Below are 17,031 nucleotides of genomic sequence, written 5' to 3'. Positions count from 1 at the left end.
GATTTCAAATAAAAGACTTATTTATCTTTTATTATTTTATATTTGCAGAAATGTTACCCAGTAACGCACAAACTAATTCCCGATGAACAACTCACCGCATCACAGCTTTCATATCCCTGTCATGGGATTAGCTTACACCATTGATTCCCCGACAAAGGTGGCCAGGTTTGGCATATCTTCGGTGATTTCCATCATTGAGGACAATCTGATTGAGAAAATGAGGAGTTACTACTACTCACAAATAGGTGAAACCTATCACCCTATCACGAATCAGGAAGAAGACTACAGAGCCAGGCGTATTACCGACTACCTTAATCTGGTGAACCGAATTGTGAGCCAGCAGGTGGAAACCCTCAGCAACTCAACTTTTGAGGCGGGGTCAGAGATAAACAAGTACTTTGAAATGCTCCCTGATGGCAACAAGGCCAGGCAGTTATTTCAACAAATGAATGAACTAAAGGATCAGGAGGAAAAGGATCAACTCCAGAACTTTTTAAAAACCCAGATACAGCCAGGGAGCATTGACGTGAACATCATGACTAAGGTCGACAAGCTGAACACCGACTCCTCTGGCAACCCAATAGAAGATGGATCAGATGCACTTGCCGCTCTGAGAGGCTATGTAAACAGTAACCTGACCAACTCCTCGGTGGTGCTGTCGGCTGGTATGAACCCCCGCCTGTTCAACTATATGGAAAAGCTGCATCAATTGGCCGCAAAGGGTTGGGGCGATTTCGAAAAGAAAATAGTCATTAAGGTAAGTGACTACAGATCGGCCTTGATTCAGGGCAAGTACCTGGCCAAGAAGGGCCTCTGGGTTAGCGAGTTCAGGATAGAGTCGGGGCTTAACTGCGGAGGACATGCTTTTGCTACCGACGGCCTCCTGCTGGGGCCAATTCTGGACGAGTTCAAAAACAAAAGAGCAGAGTTGCATACCGAACTATTTGAAATATACAACAGAGCACTCCAGGAAAAAGGCCTCCGCACCTATAATGAAGGTCACCCAATAAAAATTACAGTGCAGGGAGGCATAGGCACCTATGAGGAAGATCAGTTTCTCAGAAGGTTTATGGGAATGGACAGCACCGGCTGGGGCACGCCATTTTTACTTGTACCAGAGGCCACCACCGTGGACGACAAGACGTTGCAGTTGCTGGCCAAAGCAGGGCAAGATGACCTCAAACTAAGTAAAAACTCGCCTCTCGGTGTACGCTTTCATTACCTGAAAGGAACCAGTTCGGATGAGGAAAAACTTAATCGAATTAAAAAAGGTCGGCCTGGCAGTCCTTGCACTGAGAAATACCTCGTTTCCAATACCGAGTTTACCAAAGAGCCCATTTGCACCGCCTCCTATAGGTATCAGAAATTAAAGATAAAACAGTTGCTGGGGATGAATCTCCCGGAAGATCAATATCAGCAGCAATTGAGCAATGTGCTCGATAAAGAATGTCTGTGCATCGGATTGAGCAATTCAGCGGTTCACAATTACCAACTCAAGCCATTCAAAAATCTGGAGGCAGTTACAATTTGCCCGGGCCCAAACATTGTCAATTTTTCAGCAACAATGTCTCTTCAAGCTATGGTCGATCACATTTATGGCAGGGCCAATGTGATCTCTAATCCGCAAAGGCACCATATGTTTATCAGGGAACTACAGCTCTATATCGATCACCTGAAAGAGTCGATGGAATTGAATAGCGACGAATTGGGTGGAAAAAGGGACAAGTATTTCAAGACATTTTATGACAACTTGCTGGAAGGCATAGCCTTCTACCGGCATATTGTAGTCGACATTACTCGTGGCATCGACGAACTGAAATATCGGTTTCTTGACTCGCTTGAAAAAGAAGAACACAAACTTCGGTCGTTGTACGAAAACTATGTTAGCCATACAAATTCTCTTGAGGCAGTATAAAGCACCACATGAGCCCCTTGCAGAAGACTCGGGGGCGACATAACTTACGGACATGTTTTCAAAAGCCTGCGAATATGCCGTAAGAGCGGTCATGTACATTGCCATCAAAAGCGCTAAAGGGCTGAAACCGGGCTTCAAAGAAATCGCCAGGGAAATTGACGCCCCGGATCCGTTTGTTGGTAAAATCTTGCAACAGCTGGTCAGGGAAGGTATCATATCTTCCAATAAAGGCCCGAACGGCGGGTTTTATCTTCACCCCGAAGGCAAGCCTGTGCCACTGATGGACATAGTGAGGGTAATTGATGGCAAGGAGGTGTTCAGCCTCTGCGTGCTTGGGCTGAAGGACTGCTCGGACAAATTCCCATGCCCTATTCATCACGATGTAAAAGCCTTCCGGGATAAATTGAAGGAAAGCATGCAAAACCAGCACGTTCAGGATCTTGTGAAAAAAATAGAGCAAGGCAAAGTGTTTCTTAAAAACCATAGCATTAACAGCTAGAGAAGATTTGCGCAGCGGTGCACCTCGAAGCATTTGCAACTATTGTGACCCCTCTCCTGAAACAACCTCTTCTGCGGCTTACGAAGGCGAATCTATTGGAACCTGATGTGCTTTGAAAAGAACTGGCTCAAGACCTCAAAGACCTATCCTTTCAGACTCCTAAAGTTACCTTTCAACTCCACGAGATAAGCTCAAACAAAGGTGACTTGATAAAAGACTTTTTAATCTTTTATTAATATATTTGTTGAGCAGACGAAATCCTCAGAGGCGAGTCGGTTGGAGGGCCTTTGTGCAATTCAGTATGGCGCAGCATCTCGGCTTTTTCAGGCATGGGCAGTAGCTGATCAGTATTATCCACCCAGAACAAAGAAAGACATGGAACTAAACCAGGAAATTCTCAGTGACATTATCGTACACATGAAGTATGCACGGTACATTCCGGAGCTCAATCGCAGGGAGCTATGGCCGGAAATCTGCGGTCGCTACGAAGAAATGATGGTGGACAAATACCCTCACATGCGAGAGGAGATTCGGGAAAACATGGCATTTGTGTTACAAAAAAAAGTACTTCCCTCGATGCGGGCCATGCAGTTTGCCGGGGCTCCTATTGTTAAAAATAACAGCCGTATCTACAACTGCGCCTACTTGCCGTTAGATGATATAAGAGCATTTTCAGAAACCATGTTTTTGCTGCTGGGCGGAACTGGCGTTGGTTTTTCTGTTCAACTACATCACGTTAGTCAATTGCCGCCCGTTCAAAAGCCTGAGCGACGAAGAAGATTTTTGGTCGGCGACAGCCTGGAGGGCTGGGCCGATTCCATCAAAATGATTATGAAAGCCTATTTTGGGTTTCATAGCGCTCTGCCTGACTTCGATTACTCGGATATAAGGCCCAAGGGAGCGAGACTGGTGACCGCTGGCGGCAAAGCACCGGGCCCGGAGCCACTGAGAGTTTGCCACGCTCATGTTATCTCCGTTCTTGAAAGAAAGCAGAACGGTGAAAAACTGTCATCGCTGGAGTGCCACGACATCATGTGCCATATTGCCAATGCTGTACTTTCGGGTGGCATTCGCAGGTCAGCTATGATATCTCTTTTTTCGCCGCAAGATGATGAAATGCTGAGCTGCAAGTTTGGCAACTGGTGGGAGCTTAATGAGCAAAGAGGCCGGGCCAACAACTCCGTGGTGCTCACCAGAGACGGCACTACCAAAGAGTCTTTTATTAAGCTTTGGAAGAAAATAGAGCTGTCGGGCTCTGGAGAACCTGGTTTCTATTTCACTAATCACCCAGAGTGGGGAACCAACCCTTGCTGCGAAATTGCTTTGCGGCCTTTCCAGTTCTGTAACCTCTGCGAAATTAACGTTTCGGATGTAGAAACGCAGGAAGACTTGAACGCAAGGGCCAGAGCGGCTGGTTTTCTGGGCACACTTCAGGCCGGATTTACCGATTTCCATTACCTGAGGGAAGAATGGATTAAAACAACGGAGGAGGATGCTCTTATCGGCGTAGGAATGACGGGAATAGCCAGTGGGAGAGTTTTCCAAATGGATTTGAAGGAAGCAGCTGATGAAGTGAAGCATGTCAACATGGAGGTATCGGCGAAAATAGGGATAAACTTTGCCGCCAGGTGCACTACAATAAAACCCTCCGGCACCAGTTCGCTGGTATTGGGTACCTCTTCCGGCATCCATGCCTGGCACAACGATTTCTACCTGAGAAGGGTAAGAATAGGCAAGAATGAAGCATTGTACCAATACTTGAAGGACAATCACCCTGAGCTGCTGGAAGACGACTTACTCAACGAAAAACAGGGGATCATTTGTATCCCTCAGAAGGCGCCCGAAGGCAGCATTACCCGAAGCGAGAGCGCTATGGACTTACTGGAAAGAATAAGGGCTTTCAATACCGAGTGGGTAAGAAACGGATACCGCCTCGGCAACAACGCCAACAATGTGTCAGCGACTGTGTCGATCAAACATGACGAGTGGGAAAAAGTCGGGCAATGGATGTGGGAAAACAAAGCTTCGTACAACGGACTGAGTGTGCTTCCTTTTGACAGTGGGAACTATCAACAGCCTCCGTTTGAAGATATCACCAGGGAAGAATTCAATGAGCTGGAGATAAGTTTGCGCAGCATCGACCTTTCAAAGGTAGTGGAAGCTGAAGATGAAACCGACCTGCAAGCGGAGGCAGCATGCGCCGGTGGAGCCTGTGCCATCGTTTAGCCCCTTTTCCCCAACTCAATCAACTGAAGGTTCTTAACCCCTTCTGGTGTAAGATCAAACCGCATGATGGTGCGCATTTTGTGAAAACCCTGCATGCCTGCCGCACCCGGGTTGATGTGGATCAGAGGAAGCCTTGCTTTGTCGGTAAGCACTTTTACAATATGAGAGTGGCCACAAATGAAAAGATACGGTTTGATAGTATCCAGCTGCTTTAATACTCTTCGATTATACTTCGGAGGATAGCCTCCTATATGCGTGATCCAGATCGTTTTGCCTTCTCTTTCGAACACTTGGTCTTCGGGGTATATATGCCGAATATCGGTTCCATCGATGTTGCCATACACTCCAACCGTTGGCCTAAAGGCCTCTAGCCGCTTCATCACAGCCAGGTCACCAACATCGCCAGCATGCCATATCTCATCGCATTCAGCAAAATATTCAAACACTCTTTCGTCCAGATAACCGTGCGTGTCTGAGATCAATCCTATTTTTGTCATTCCCTAGCCTCAAATTCACTATTATTGAACGCAACTAACAAAAGGAACAATCATGAAACAAGTACTGCTCGTCATTGCGGGACTCCTTGTAATTTCCAGCGCCTCAAATGCTCAAAAAGTTACTCAGAAGACGCTTGACGAATTAGCACTTCGCTATGGCAAACAAAGCTTAAATACTTTGAGTGAGCTATTGAGCATTCCCAACGACGCTCATTACCCCGCCTATATTGAGCAGAATGTGCAATGGTGTGAAAAAGCTTTTGCTGAGCGTGGCTTTACGACCAAAAGATTGGAGACTTCAACGGTTCCCCTGCTTTTGGCCGAAAGAAAGGTTAAAAAGGCAACCAAAACAGTTTTGATCTATCTTCAGCTGGATGGCCAGCCTGTCGACTCTTCAAAATGGTTTCAAAAAAGCCCCTGGATTCCTGCATTAAAGAAACCTGATGGTAAAGGCGGCTTTACGGAAATCGATTGGAGCAACCTCAGCAATTCATTTGATCCTGAATGGCGAATTTTTGCCAGGTCTACCAGCGACTCCAAAGGTGCTGCCATGGCCTATCTCACCTCACTCGATGTGATGAAGGAGTTAAAAGCTGAACCAAATTTCAATATTAAAGTCATTATGGATTTTGAAGAGGAGCTCGGCTCACCGAGGCTGCCGGGCGCCGTGGCAGCCTACAAGGAAGACCTGAAATCGGATATGCTCATCATTTTTGACGGACCAAGGCATGTAAGCAATGAGCCCACCCTGACCTTCGGCGCCAGGGGTATTGCCACCATCACGCTGCACACATTTGGGCCGAGAGTAGCCCAGCATAGCGGACACTACGGCAATTATGCGCCCAACCCGGCTTTAAACATGGCTCAGCTATTGGCCAGCATGAAAGATGCAGACGGCCGGGTGGTTATTCCCGGATTCTACGATGGCGTGGATTTCGACGAGAAAACAAAGGCCATTATGGCGAGCGTGCCCGATGATGAGGACTATATCAAAAAGAAAATTGGCATTGCCGACATCGACAAAGTAGGCTCCAACTACCAGGAGTCGATACAGTATCCCTCGCTGAACATCAGAGGGATGTCTTCCGGCTGGGTGGGAAAAGAAGTGCGCACCATTGTGCCGCCAACCGCTACAGGCGAAATCGACGTGAGGCTGGTCATGGAAAGCGACCCGGAAAGGTTGATTGGGCTGATAAAAGAGCACATCAAAAGCCAGGGCTACTACGTAATTGACAACCGTGAGCCGACAGAAGAAGAAAGAATGTCGAAGTCGAAAATAGTTTCATTTGACTACGAAATAAGCTACAAAGCTTTTCGCACCGATTATGACACAGAAGTGGGGCAATGGCTGGTGAAAGCCATGACAAAGGCGTTTGGATCACCGCCCATTATGATAAGAACAGGCGGTGGATCTATTCCGATATCTCCGTTTGTTACAACGCTCGACATCCCTGCCGTGCTGGTGCCCACGGTGAACCCCGACAACAATCAGCACAGCCCCAATGAAAACATACGGCTTGGCAACTACATAGAGGCGATAAAGACTTACACTGCTATCATGACAGAAAAACTCTGAACCCGCATAGAAAGAACCAAATGATCAATCCGTACTTCGAAAAGTTCAAAGTGAGAGCGGCTGAAATTGGGCCCAATGGAAAGGCCAAGTTTCCCGTGCTGATCAATTTTTTTCAGGAGGCAGCCTGGCAGCATGCTGACGTGCTTGGCGTGTCAGTTCCCGCACTTATGGAGAAAGGGCATACCTGGGTGCTGCACCGGTTGTTTCTCAGGGTGCTGAAACCAATAGAAAAAAACGAGTTAGTGGAAGTGGAAACATGGCCATCGGGCATCGAAAAGTTTTTCACCTTTCGGGACATGCGGTTTCGGAATGCAAAGCAAGAACTGGTAGCGGAAGGCTGCACCGCCTGGGTAGTGATTGATGTTGAAAAAAGACGGCTCATTCCCGTGCCGGACTATATCACAGGTGGCAACTTCGTTATTGAAAACAATCACCTCCCGCACCCAACTGACAAACTGCCGTCGCTGGGAGAGGCTATCAGTGGGCCCGGGTTTCAGGTATACTATCAGCACCTTGATCAAAACAACCACGTCAACAATGTTCACTACCTGGAATGGATGCTGGCCTCTCTACCTCAAGACTACCTACTGCATATGAGCTTGAAGGAAATCGACATCCAGTTTAAAAGTGAATGTGTGCTAAACGACGAAATATTAAGTGAGTTTCAGCAGCTAACGGACAATGAAATACTACACAGCCTGAAAGAAAAACACAGTGGCAGAGAGGTCGCCAGAGCCATGACGGCGTGGGAGGAGAAATAGATTAAACCACCTCGTTAATAGCCTGGCCAAAGTCTTTTTCCATTTCCAAAAACCTCGCCATCACCTTCTCAATAAATGCTTCCGACACAATTTCATTGATATCACCTTCGGAGGTAAGATCCATTTCACTCACTTTATAAGTCTGCTCCAGCAGGCCGTATTCAAACTTCACCAGGTACCGGCCATTCCATGAGAAGACGGTGATCTTGGTTTTTGGGTGAGGTATTTCGGCTACAACCCTCATTATGGCTTTACTATCTCTACAGAATGAGTCAGATTAATTTCCGAGCTAATGGAAGCGGCCACACTGCAATATTTCTCAACTGCCAGGTCAACGAGCTTTTCTACCTCCTCCAGCTGAGCGTCAGGCGAAACCACCTTGTAGTGCACGTGAATATCAGTGAACCTTCTTGGCTGCTCTTCCCTCCTTTTACCCGTAACCTCTGAGGTTAGGTCAACCAGGGTCTTCCGTCTCTTCTTGATCATCGACACCAGGTCGACGGCCGCACAGCTAGTGATGCCTGCCAGCAGCAATTGTGTGGGCGAAAAAGCCTTTTTGTCGTCTTTGGCAAGCATATCGATATTCAGTACGTTGCCAGACTCATTCTCGGCCTGATACTCCTCATCGGCCACATACTTAAGAGATACTTTCATTTCCTGCATATGCTTACAATTATTTGGGCAAAGCAATAGTTCAAAACCGCTGTTATAAAATGACTAATCTATTATTGAAGCCATCGCTGCAAAACTAACACAACTATTGATTCTTATTTGGAAGATTATTCTCTAATATCGGCTCAAAGCAGACAAAATGGATGTAAGGGTAAAGTTTCTGGGAGGTGCGGGATCGGTCACCGGTTCGAAATATCTGGTGGAAATCGATGATTTTAAGCTTTTAGTTGATTGCGGCCTGTTTCAGGGCATGAAGGAATTGAGGCTTCGGAATTGGGATGCTTTCCCGATAGATCCGGCCACAATTGACGCTGTGGTGATTACCCACGCCCATATTGATCATTCAGGTTATTTGCCTAAGCTGGTAAAGGAAGGCTATGCAGGCCCGATTTATTGCACACACGCCACGGCAAGGCTCATGGAGATTATGCTGCGAGATTCGGGCAAGCTGCAGGAAGAAGAAGCCGCTTATGCCAGAAAAAAAGGATATTCCCGTCACGAAAACCCTCTCCCGCTTTACACGCTGGAAGAAGCAGAGCACTGCTTTAGCCAATTTGTCAGCCTCGACTTCGATGACACATTTGAGGTCAGTCCAAATATCAGCCTAAAGTACCTGTATGCGGGGCATATTCTTGGTGCCGCCCATGCTGAGATTGAAATAAAGGGTGAGCAGCAAACTAAAAAACTTTTGTTCAGCGGAGACATCGGCCGATATGACAATCAACTTTTGTACGACCCGACCGACATTGAGAAAGCCGACATTCTCTGGGTAGAATCGACGTACGGCAACAAGGCCAGCCCCGAAGCAGATCATAAGGTGGCGCTTAAACGAACGATTCTGGAAACCTTTGATGCCAATGGATGCGTGCTGATCCCTGCTTTCTCCGTCGGACGCACACAGGATATCCTGCTGCTGCTTGCTCAGCTTTTTCAGGAAAATGCTATTCCCAATTGCCCTGTTTATATCGACAGTCCCATGGCCATTTCAGTCACCGGCCTCTACAAGGAGTTTCACAAACTCCACCGCCTCGACGATGAAATGATATCAAAAGCACCAGTATTTGATCACCCCAATTTCAAATACGTACGGACACAGGACAGCTCTGAAAACATCAATACTGTGAAACGGAATGCCATCATTATTTCGGCCAGCGGCATGTGCACCGGCGGCAGGGTGTTGCACCATTTATTCCATCGCCTTCCAAGAATCAACGATACGGTCATCATCGTTGGCTTTCAGGCTGAAGGCACCAGAGGAAGGCGCATATTGGACAAGGAGCCGCAGATCAGAATATTCGGAGAAATGGTAGACCTAAGGTGCAGGGTGGAGTATATCCAGGGCTTCTCTGCCCATGCCGACCGCAACGAGTTGATACGCTGGTTGAAAAACATTAAAGAAAGCCCCAAATACACTTTTATCGTACATGGCGAAAAAGAAGGAGCCGAAGCATTGGCGATAACTACCAGCACTGAAATGCACTTTAACACCTATATTCCGCATTACATGGAATCGTTCGATCTTTTTCAGGGCATATGAAACCACTGCTGATCATCGGCCTTCTGCTGGCTGCTGTCGGTTGTAAATCTTCGTTATCCATCACGAGCGACAAACAGGGAGTGACCGGCGCAGTCTATTGGATGGAGGGGGATTTTATGCCTCGAATCGGTGAAAAACCGGGCGGGAGTCGCCAACCTATCGTCAGAGAAATTTTGTTCTATGGGCCTGTCAATGCCTCCAGCCTTGGCACAGAAAATGACCCCATTTACAAACGCTTACCTATCGAACCTATCGCCCGTGTGAGCAGCAATGAAAACGGCACATTCAGAATTTCCCTTCCTGTCGGCACCTACTCAGTCTTCACCAAAGAGCCTGATGGGTTCTTTGCCAACCGCTTCGATGGCAATGGAATAATTAACCCTGTTGAAGTAAAAGCCGGTGCTTTTTCCGAAATTGTTATCGAAATCAACTACAAGGCCGTTTTTTAACCACTTTGGCAGCGACCTTATTGTTCGCTTGAAACATTTTTCAAATATTTTATCACCCCCATGCAACCTCCAGCCCCGGCAGGTGCATCTACCTGTTGAGCGACCTAATCAATGAGGCTGATACTACAAGAATCGAAAACCGAAGAAGCGCTAATCAAGGGATGTCAAAAAGGCAACTCCCGTGATCAGCAGACGCTTTTCGAAAAGCATTCGGCCAAAATGATGGGGGTTTGCTACAGGTATGTGAAAGACTCCGACGAAGCGGAAGACGTCATGATCAGTGCCTTTGCCAAGGTATTTGAAAAGCTTGACAGCTTTCGGTTTGAAGGGAGTTTTGAAGGGTGGCTAAGGCGGATCATGGTCAACGAAAGTTTGATGTACCTCCGCCGCAACAAGTCAATGTATGTGGAGGTGGAAATAGAAAAAGCCGACAGGGAACCTGACTTTTCCCAACTAAGCGACCAGCTGGAGGCCGACGATCTGATGGCAATGATTCAGGAGCTTCCGGTGGGGTACAGGACAGTTTTTAACCTCTACGCCATTGAAGGGTTTAGCCACCAGGAAATTGCTGAGATGATGGAGATAAGCGAAGGCACGTCAAAATCTCAGTTGAGCAGAGCGAGGGTACTTTTGCAAAAGCAATTGCTCGAACAGGAAAAAAAAATGAATAACAAAACAGGAAGCCATGAGCACTAAGAAAATAGATCACTTATTTCGGACAAAGCTGGAAGCACATCCGGTAAGCCCCAGCCCCGAGGCATGGGCCAAACTGCAAGGGAAAATGAATCCTGGCAGCCGAAAAAAAGGAGCGTTTTGGATATCGATAGCGGCTGCTATCTCAATGATCCTTTTTGCTGGGTGGTTCATTTACAGGCAATCGACAGGTGAGCTCAATAGCCCCAATACCCTGGCCGGTATTGATAACACGGAAAAAGTGACCACCCCGGAAAACACGAATCCGGCATTAGCCGACGATCGAACACCCGATAATATGATGGCGGAAACGCAAGTTGGCGCAAAGGAAACTACGGAAGTGGCTGCTGCTAACAAAGGGCTGACGGCGGAGAGTAAAGCCGATGCGCCTGCGAAAAAAATAAACAGGCCCGTGCAACCTGCTACCACACAAGTGGCATCTACCACTCAAAAGGAAGAAATGGAAACGGAGGCACTCATAGCGCTGGAAGATGTAAACAAAGTGAACGAAGTAACCGAAGACACCACTATTCCTGAAACACTTGAAATAGAAAAGATTGAACAGAGCCTGGTGGCCGATGCTCAGGCACCCGTGGAGCCGATGGAGGTAAAGATCACCTTCAAGGCCGATGAGGACGAAGATAGATTTCTTGAGCCAGTGCGTGAGCTGATGGCTTCCGATGACGGAAAGGAAAAGAAGAATGGATTTAACAAGCTCCTGGCTTCCGCCCGAACATTCAGCAACAGAGACATTCTGGCTGAGCTTCGGGAAACCAAAGACGGGCTTTTAAGTGGAAGTTTGAAAATTGGAATTACAAAAAACGAAAAGGTCAATAACTCAAAATAAACAATTATGAAAAAATTATCATTATCTCTACTAGCTGTGCTGATAGCCATTGGCTTGTCAGGCACTTCAGCAAAAGCGAACTCGGCCGAGATGGACACCATCCTCATCGAGCTGGGGCAAAATAGCAAGATCATCCTTGTGGTGAAGGATCAGAAAGACCTGGAAACCATCAAGAACTACGACATCAATAAGATGCTGAAAGATTTGAAACTGTCGATCGACTCTTCATCAAGCGAAGTGAATTATTTGCAGATCACTGATGAGTCGGGGACAAGGTACCTGCAGGACACTACCATTGTGTGGAGCAACAACGAATACCCAAGGCACAAAGCTGAAATCAACATTGGCAACAAAAAGCTGGAAGTGGCCGCTGACGACTGGGACGACATCGAAGACGAATTCGACAATGATGACCTCGACGTGAAAAAGTACGAATATGTAGAGGATCGTCGGTACAGAACCAAGCATTCGTTCAACGTTGAGCTTGGCATGAGCAACTGGCTGGAAGATGGCAAATTCCCCAACGACAACAACCAGCCATACGCTGTGCGCCCCTGGGGCTCGTGGTTCGTGGGGCTGTCGAGCATCAACAAGTCGCAGGTAGGTGGGCCGTTGTTTGTGGAGTGGGGCTTCTCGCTTAACTGGTACAACTGGAAGTTTGATGATGACAGGACCACACTGGATAAAACGCCAGAGGGACTTAGCTTTGGCACCATAGATCCAAATCTTAACCCGATCAAAAGTAAGCTTTCTGCTACCTACCTCAACGCCAGCTTTGTGCCACTTTTCGACTTTGCAAAGGGCACCAGAAAAGTAAAAAGCTTTGAAAGAGGGAGCTTAAAATATACTTCTTATAAGAAAAGAGGCATCAGGATTGGCGCTGGCGTATACGGAGGCTACAGACTAGGTAGCAGCACCAAGGTGAAAACAGAATCAAGCAAAGACAAGGAAAGGGGGAGCTATTACATGAACAACTTCCGTTATGGTGTAAGGGCGCAGTTTGGTTACAAGGGCCTCGATTTCTTTGCCAATTACGATCTCAACGATGTGTTTGTAAGTGGAAAAGGGCCTTCCCTGAACGCTATCAGCTTCGGCATCATCTTATAACTCATTGCCCAATTAATTTCAAGTCCGAAGAGGCTGACTCACTTTTGAGCAGCCTCTTTTTTTGTTGTCAAAAAATTCAAAGCTATTCTACCTGCCTTGCCGTAACTTAGCGCCATGGATGCATACTCAAACCCATGGACAAAAGGTTCCTCCAGGAAAATATATGACAATCCGTGGATCGAACTGGAAGAGTTCCAGGTGCTAACGCCCTCGGGCACGCCCGGCATTTATGGCAAGGTTCATTTTAAAAATAAGGCAATAGGCATCATACCTATTGACGAAGAGATGAACACCTGGCTGGTTGGGCAATACCGCTTTCCGCTTGATGAGTATTCATGGGAGATTCCTATGGGAGGCGGGCCGCTGGAGATTGATATTCTTGACTCTGCCAAAAGAGAGCTTAAAGAAGAAACCGGGCTTTCCGCCACCAAGTGGACCAATATGCTCCGCATCCATACGTCCAACTCAGTCACCGACGAAGAAGGGTTTATATTTCTGGCCGAAGACCTTACTGAGGGTAAAACCGAGTTCGAGGAAACTGAACAGCTAATCATCCGTAAACTACCATTTGGTGAAGTATTGGAAATGGCGATGAGGGGTGAAATAACTGATAGCCTGAGCCTTGCCGGCATCTTCAAGGCGGCCCGCTTAATGAATTTGTAACTTTTTTGACTATAGCGCTTTCATGGCAAACCCTTATCCCTGGTCGTACTACCTTCGAAACAATATCAAGCTGGCTTACCCCGTTATGCTGAGTCAGCTTGGCCACATTTCCGTGAGCGTGGCCGACAGCGTAATGGTAGGTCAAATAGGTGCCTTGCCACTAGCGGCTGCTTCCCTCGGCAACAGCCTTTTTGCAGTCTTTATGCTATTTGGCATAGGTGTTTCTTATGGGATCACTCCTCTGGTGGCCTCGGCCTATGGCGAGCAAAACGCCGGCAAACTGCTTGACCTGCTCCGCCATGGCGTCGTCAGCAATTTTCTCATGGGGTTATTTCTTTTCGGTCTGATCGTAGGAGTCTCTCCGATTTTATATCACTTGGATCAGGAGGCTGATGTTGTTGAGAATGCCATACCCTATCTGGGTATCATCGGATTTTCTATCGTTCCACTAATGGTATTTCAGGCCTTTCGGCAGTTTACTGAGGGGCTCCACCTTACCAGGCAGGCGATGACCATCTCTATCATCGGAAATCTGTTCAATATCTTTCTCAACTACCTGCTGATCTACGGCAAATGGGGCTTTCCGGCTCTTGGACTCAACGGAGCGGCGATTGCTACCCTGGTAGATAGGGTGTTGATGGCCATTGCCATGGGCTATTTCGTCTTTCGTTACCAAAAATTGAGGCCCTACACCATCGGCTTCCACCTAAAGAATCTTTCGAAGGCCATTTTCAAAAGACTGCTGGCGCTTGGCATCCCTTCGGGCATGCAGTTCATATTTGAGGTGGGTGCCTTTGCAGCAGCCGCCATCATGATTGGGTGGCTGGGTGCCAATGCGCTGGCCGCCCATCAAATTGCCCTCAACCTCGCAGGAGTCAGCTATATGGCTGCTACAGGCATTGCAGCTGCTGCCAGCATAAGAGTAGGTTTTTACCTGGGTCAAAACGACTACGTCAACATGAGAATGGCTGGCATGGCAAGCTTTATTATGGCCATGATTTTCATGACTGTTTGCGGAATTATCTTTGTGCTTGGTCGTAATTTTTTTCCCTCCCTGTACATTGACGACCCTGAAGTTATTTCACTCGCCGCAGGCATGCTGATAGTGGCAGCCTTCTTTCAAATCTCCGATGGTGTGCAAGTAGTTGGTTTGGGAGTGCTAAGGGGACTGTCCGATGTGAAAGTGCCGACTTTGGTGACTTTGATAGCCTACTGGGTAATTGCCTTGCCAACAGGCTATGTGCTTGGCTTTGTCTTTGATCTGGGCACAATCGGAGTCTGGATTGGGCTTCTTTTTGGCCTTTCGATATCAGCCGTTGCCAACTTCACAAGGTTCAAAGGCCTCAGCAAACGGCTACGCACGCAGGCTCAAGAAAAGACTGCAAGTGTGGATGCCAACAACCAGGAAGCAGTTGCGAAACCCATCGCATGAAAACATGACATGACTATTTTCTGGAGTAGCCGGAGCGGTGGTATCTCCAACTCATTCCCAGTTGGAAATTGAAAACGCTTGTCCGGTCGTTCACTTCGGCCACGTTGGAGCCAAGTACTACCTCAGGAAAGTCATCAATTTCAAAAGGGAAATAGGCATTCACTCTAAAAAAGGGCGACACACCAAAGTTTTTATTAAAGTAAATGTCGTATCCAACGCCAGCTCCTAAAAAAGGCACCATCTTACTAGGTCTATAGGGCTCTCCATCAAGGCCGTTCTTGAGCTCCAAGTCCTGATAGACACGGGGCAGCATGTACGAAACGCCCGGGCCGGCCATCATATAAAAATCATGAGCAAAACCCTTCTGTACTCTTTTTCCCAGCTCAAACACATAGACCTCAGCTGACACTTCGAGCGTAATAAAATGCATGAGCAAATCAATTTCATAAAGCTTATTGTCCGTCACACTTCTTACCCGCTTATAAACCAGCTCTGGCGTGATGAAAATATGATTGCCGATTTCATAGTCAAATTCAAATCCGGCAAAGAATCCATTTTGCAACAACGGCTGATTATTATCAAACTGTGGATGCGCAAGATTGTAGTGCCTCACCACCTCATTCCAGCCAATTCCATTCATATAGTTGTACCCCGCAAGAAAACCAATACCAACCTCAGATTGAGCGAAGGAGGCCCCAGGGGCTATCAACATCATTAAAACTAAGATTCTCTTCATGAGATACTTTTTAGTATTTCGTACGCAGCCCGGTAACCAGTTTCCATAGCACCATGAACAGTTCCGAAGTGGCCTTCGGTGTGGGTAGCCTCACCTGCAAAATATATTTTGTTATCAATGGCACTAGCCAAAATGCCTCTTGCACCCTCGCTGCCGACTTTAGGGTAAGAATAGGCTCCCTTTGTAAACGTGTCCTTCGACCAGTCCATCACGTAGCTCTGAGTTAAGAACTTGGTTGCCTGCCCATTAAACATGTCATCCAAATCTCTCAACGCAAAGGTAACGGCGTCGTTGCCCAATTCACTTAAAGTAGCGCCAGCCGAACCATTGGCTTCACCCACCAGCACGTTGTTGAAAAATATAAGATCATCGTCAAACTCAGACCTTTTCCCCCAACCTGGCGCTTTGTATACAGGTATTATTCCACCCGGAAAAACGGTGCTTGTTTCATCACCCCAGAAATTTTGACCAAAGCGCATGAAGATTTTTACACTTCCATCCATGCCAAGCCCATCCATAGCCAGCAGTTTTTCCTCCGGCAAGGCAGGGTTAAATGATATCCTCCCCTCTTTGAGAATAGGTAGTGGCACGGTAACGATGACCTTGTCTGCCTCATAAGTCTGATTGGCATCGTCAGTCAATACTACCTTTCCGCTGCCGTAGTCTATAGACTTAATAGGCGTATTTTGTCTTATTTTGGAGCTGATAGGAGAGTATTGAAGATCCAGCACTTCGCTAAATGACCTGCGTCGCAAAATGATCTTTTCATTTCCCGATGTTTGCTTTGCCAATGCTTCGTTGTACCCGGCAACACTCAACAGGTCGAGGTCAGTGCCAAATTCATTAGCGATAAATGAGTTCAACAGCGTGAGTGTTTCATCAGAAAGGGGCTCTTTATTGAGATACTCCGACAGTGAAATGTCCGGCCCGCTGTAAAGTGGTAGCTTTTCTATTACTTTGATGGCAGCTCTAAACGACGTGTTCGAATTAGCTTCACTCTCCTCAATGGTCTTTCCTGTCAGTTGGTAGTAAGTTTTGCCTCTGTCCTGGTAGTACTCAAAATTGGAAATGCGCACCGCATCATAAAAAATGGAATTAGTTCCACGCACGTGGTCAGCACCAAGCTCCAAAGGGTATCCTGTAAATTCATCAAGTGCCTTTATCCTACCGCCAACTCTGTTCGTAGCCTCCAACACTTGTACGTCGACACCATTTTTGTGCAGGATATAAGCGGCATGTAAGCCGGCCGCTCCAGCCCCTACCACAATCACTTTTCCTCCAAAATTCAGGTTCGGAAATAAATCATCCTGTGTTTCACAGGATGACAACACTGATGGCAGAACGTATCCTGCCGGTAAGCTCAGAAGTAGTTTCCTCAAAAAGGAACGCCGATTATTCATTCAATAAAGAAGTCAGTATGC

The 17,031-nt window shown here is 47.1% G+C and carries 17 protein-coding genes; 12 read left to right on the top strand and 5 right to left on the bottom strand.

Annotated elements, in window-relative coordinates; translation table 11 throughout:
* Positions 1 to 82: 82 nt before the first annotated feature.
* The 3 genes from GC130_RS18190 to GC130_RS18180 all read left to right on the top strand — a co-directional run bounded on the left by GC130_RS18190 (position 83) and on the right by GC130_RS18180 (position 4,640).
* On the top strand, positions 83 to 1,915 hold the full coding sequence (locus tag GC130_RS18190; protein WP_151999773.1) for a hypothetical protein: 1,833 nt from the start codon (positions 83 to 85) through the stop codon (positions 1,913 to 1,915).
* A 52-nt stretch (positions 1,916 to 1,967) separates the two neighbouring features.
* Positions 1,968 to 2,414: an Rrf2 family transcriptional regulator gene (locus tag GC130_RS18185; protein WP_151999772.1), complete on the top strand. Its 447-nt coding sequence runs from the start codon at positions 1,968 to 1,970 to the stop codon at positions 2,412 to 2,414.
* Positions 2,415 to 2,789: 375 nt separating this feature from the next.
* Positions 2,790 to 4,640, top strand: a complete 1,851-nt coding sequence (locus GC130_RS18180; RefSeq protein WP_151999771.1) for a hypothetical protein — start codon at positions 2,790 to 2,792, stop codon at positions 4,638 to 4,640.
* Here GC130_RS18180 and GC130_RS18175 read toward each other — a convergent pair.
* The gene (locus GC130_RS18175; RefSeq protein ID WP_151999770.1) at positions 4,637 to 5,137 is read right to left on the bottom strand and encodes a metallophosphoesterase; all 501 of its coding nucleotides are present in this window, start codon (positions 5,135 to 5,137) and stop codon (positions 4,637 to 4,639) included. The two genes, GC130_RS18180 and GC130_RS18175, sit on opposite strands and share 4 nt — an antisense overlap.
* Positions 5,138 to 5,189: 52 nt before the next feature.
* Between GC130_RS18175 and GC130_RS18170 the strand changes: the two genes are divergently transcribed.
* Positions 5,190 to 6,713 (top strand): M20/M25/M40 family metallo-hydrolase, encoded by a 1,524-nt coding sequence (locus GC130_RS18170; protein WP_151999769.1) that lies wholly within the window; start codon positions 5,190 to 5,192, stop codon positions 6,711 to 6,713.
* A 20-nt stretch (positions 6,714 to 6,733) separates the two neighbouring features.
* Positions 6,734 to 7,474: an acyl-[acyl-carrier-protein] thioesterase gene (locus GC130_RS18165; protein WP_151999768.1), complete on the top strand. Its 741-nt coding sequence runs from the start codon at positions 6,734 to 6,736 to the stop codon at positions 7,472 to 7,474.
* Between the two features lies 1 nt (position 7,475).
* Here the strand turns inward: GC130_RS18165 and GC130_RS18160 are convergent, their stop codons facing one another.
* Both GC130_RS18160 and GC130_RS18155 read right to left on the bottom strand, forming a co-directional pair.
* Positions 7,476 to 7,718, bottom strand: a complete 243-nt coding sequence (locus GC130_RS18160; protein WP_151999767.1) for a hypothetical protein — start codon at positions 7,716 to 7,718, stop codon at positions 7,476 to 7,478.
* Positions 7,718 to 8,128, bottom strand: a complete 411-nt coding sequence (locus tag GC130_RS18155) for an OsmC family protein (protein ID WP_151999766.1) — start codon at positions 8,126 to 8,128, stop codon at positions 7,718 to 7,720. The genes GC130_RS18160 and GC130_RS18155 overlap by 1 nt, the downstream gene beginning before the upstream one ends.
* A gap of 157 nt (positions 8,129 to 8,285) precedes the next feature.
* On the opposite strand from GC130_RS18155, the gene GC130_RS18150 reads away from it, so the two are divergent.
* From GC130_RS18150 to GC130_RS18120, 7 genes are all read left to right on the top strand, one after another.
* On the top strand, positions 8,286 to 9,683 hold the full coding sequence (locus tag GC130_RS18150) for an MBL fold metallo-hydrolase RNA specificity domain-containing protein (protein ID WP_151999765.1): 1,398 nt from the start codon (positions 8,286 to 8,288) through the stop codon (positions 9,681 to 9,683).
* Positions 9,680 to 10,132 carry a carboxypeptidase regulatory-like domain-containing protein gene (locus tag GC130_RS18145; protein ID WP_151999764.1) on the top strand — a complete coding sequence of 151 codons (453 nt, stop codon included), beginning with the start codon at positions 9,680 to 9,682 and terminating at the stop codon, positions 10,130 to 10,132. Before GC130_RS18150 ends, GC130_RS18145 begins: the two co-directional genes overlap by 4 nt.
* A gap of 111 nt (positions 10,133 to 10,243) precedes the next feature.
* Positions 10,244 to 10,828, top strand: a complete 585-nt coding sequence (locus GC130_RS18140) for an RNA polymerase sigma factor (RefSeq protein ID WP_151999763.1) — start codon at positions 10,244 to 10,246, stop codon at positions 10,826 to 10,828.
* Positions 10,818 to 11,672: a hypothetical protein gene (locus GC130_RS18135; RefSeq protein ID WP_151999762.1), complete on the top strand. Its 855-nt coding sequence runs from the start codon at positions 10,818 to 10,820 to the stop codon at positions 11,670 to 11,672. The genes GC130_RS18140 and GC130_RS18135 overlap by 11 nt, the downstream gene beginning before the upstream one ends.
* 6 nt (positions 11,673 to 11,678) lie before the next feature.
* Positions 11,679 to 12,779: a hypothetical protein gene (locus GC130_RS18130; RefSeq protein ID WP_151999761.1), complete on the top strand. Its 1,101-nt coding sequence runs from the start codon at positions 11,679 to 11,681 to the stop codon at positions 12,777 to 12,779.
* A 114-nt stretch (positions 12,780 to 12,893) separates the two neighbouring features.
* A complete protein-coding gene (locus tag GC130_RS18125) occupies positions 12,894 to 13,442 on the top strand; it encodes an NUDIX hydrolase (protein WP_151999760.1) in 549 nt (182 codons plus the stop codon).
* 22 nt (positions 13,443 to 13,464) lie between these two features.
* On the top strand, positions 13,465 to 14,874 hold the full coding sequence (locus GC130_RS18120) for an MATE family efflux transporter (protein WP_151999759.1): 1,410 nt from the start codon (positions 13,465 to 13,467) through the stop codon (positions 14,872 to 14,874).
* A 13-nt stretch (positions 14,875 to 14,887) separates the two neighbouring features.
* On the opposite strand, the gene GC130_RS18115 is transcribed toward GC130_RS18120, so the two are convergent.
* Both GC130_RS18115 and GC130_RS18110 read right to left on the bottom strand, forming a co-directional pair.
* The gene (locus GC130_RS18115; protein ID WP_151999758.1) at positions 14,888 to 15,610 is read right to left on the bottom strand and encodes an outer membrane beta-barrel protein; all 723 of its coding nucleotides are present in this window, start codon (positions 15,608 to 15,610) and stop codon (positions 14,888 to 14,890) included.
* Positions 15,607 to 16,989: an NAD(P)/FAD-dependent oxidoreductase gene (locus GC130_RS18110; protein ID WP_193217902.1), complete on the bottom strand. Its 1,383-nt coding sequence runs from the start codon at positions 16,987 to 16,989 to the stop codon at positions 15,607 to 15,609. Before GC130_RS18110 ends, GC130_RS18115 begins: the two co-directional genes overlap by 4 nt.
* Positions 16,990 to 17,031 lie beyond the last annotated feature (42 nt).

Source organism: Imperialibacter sp. EC-SDR9, from assembly GCF_902498805.1.
GTDB lineage: Bacteria > Bacteroidota > Bacteroidia > Cytophagales > Cyclobacteriaceae > Imperialibacter.
Note: the sequence above shows the minus strand (reverse complement) of the source record. Positions and strands in the feature narration are given on the sequence as shown.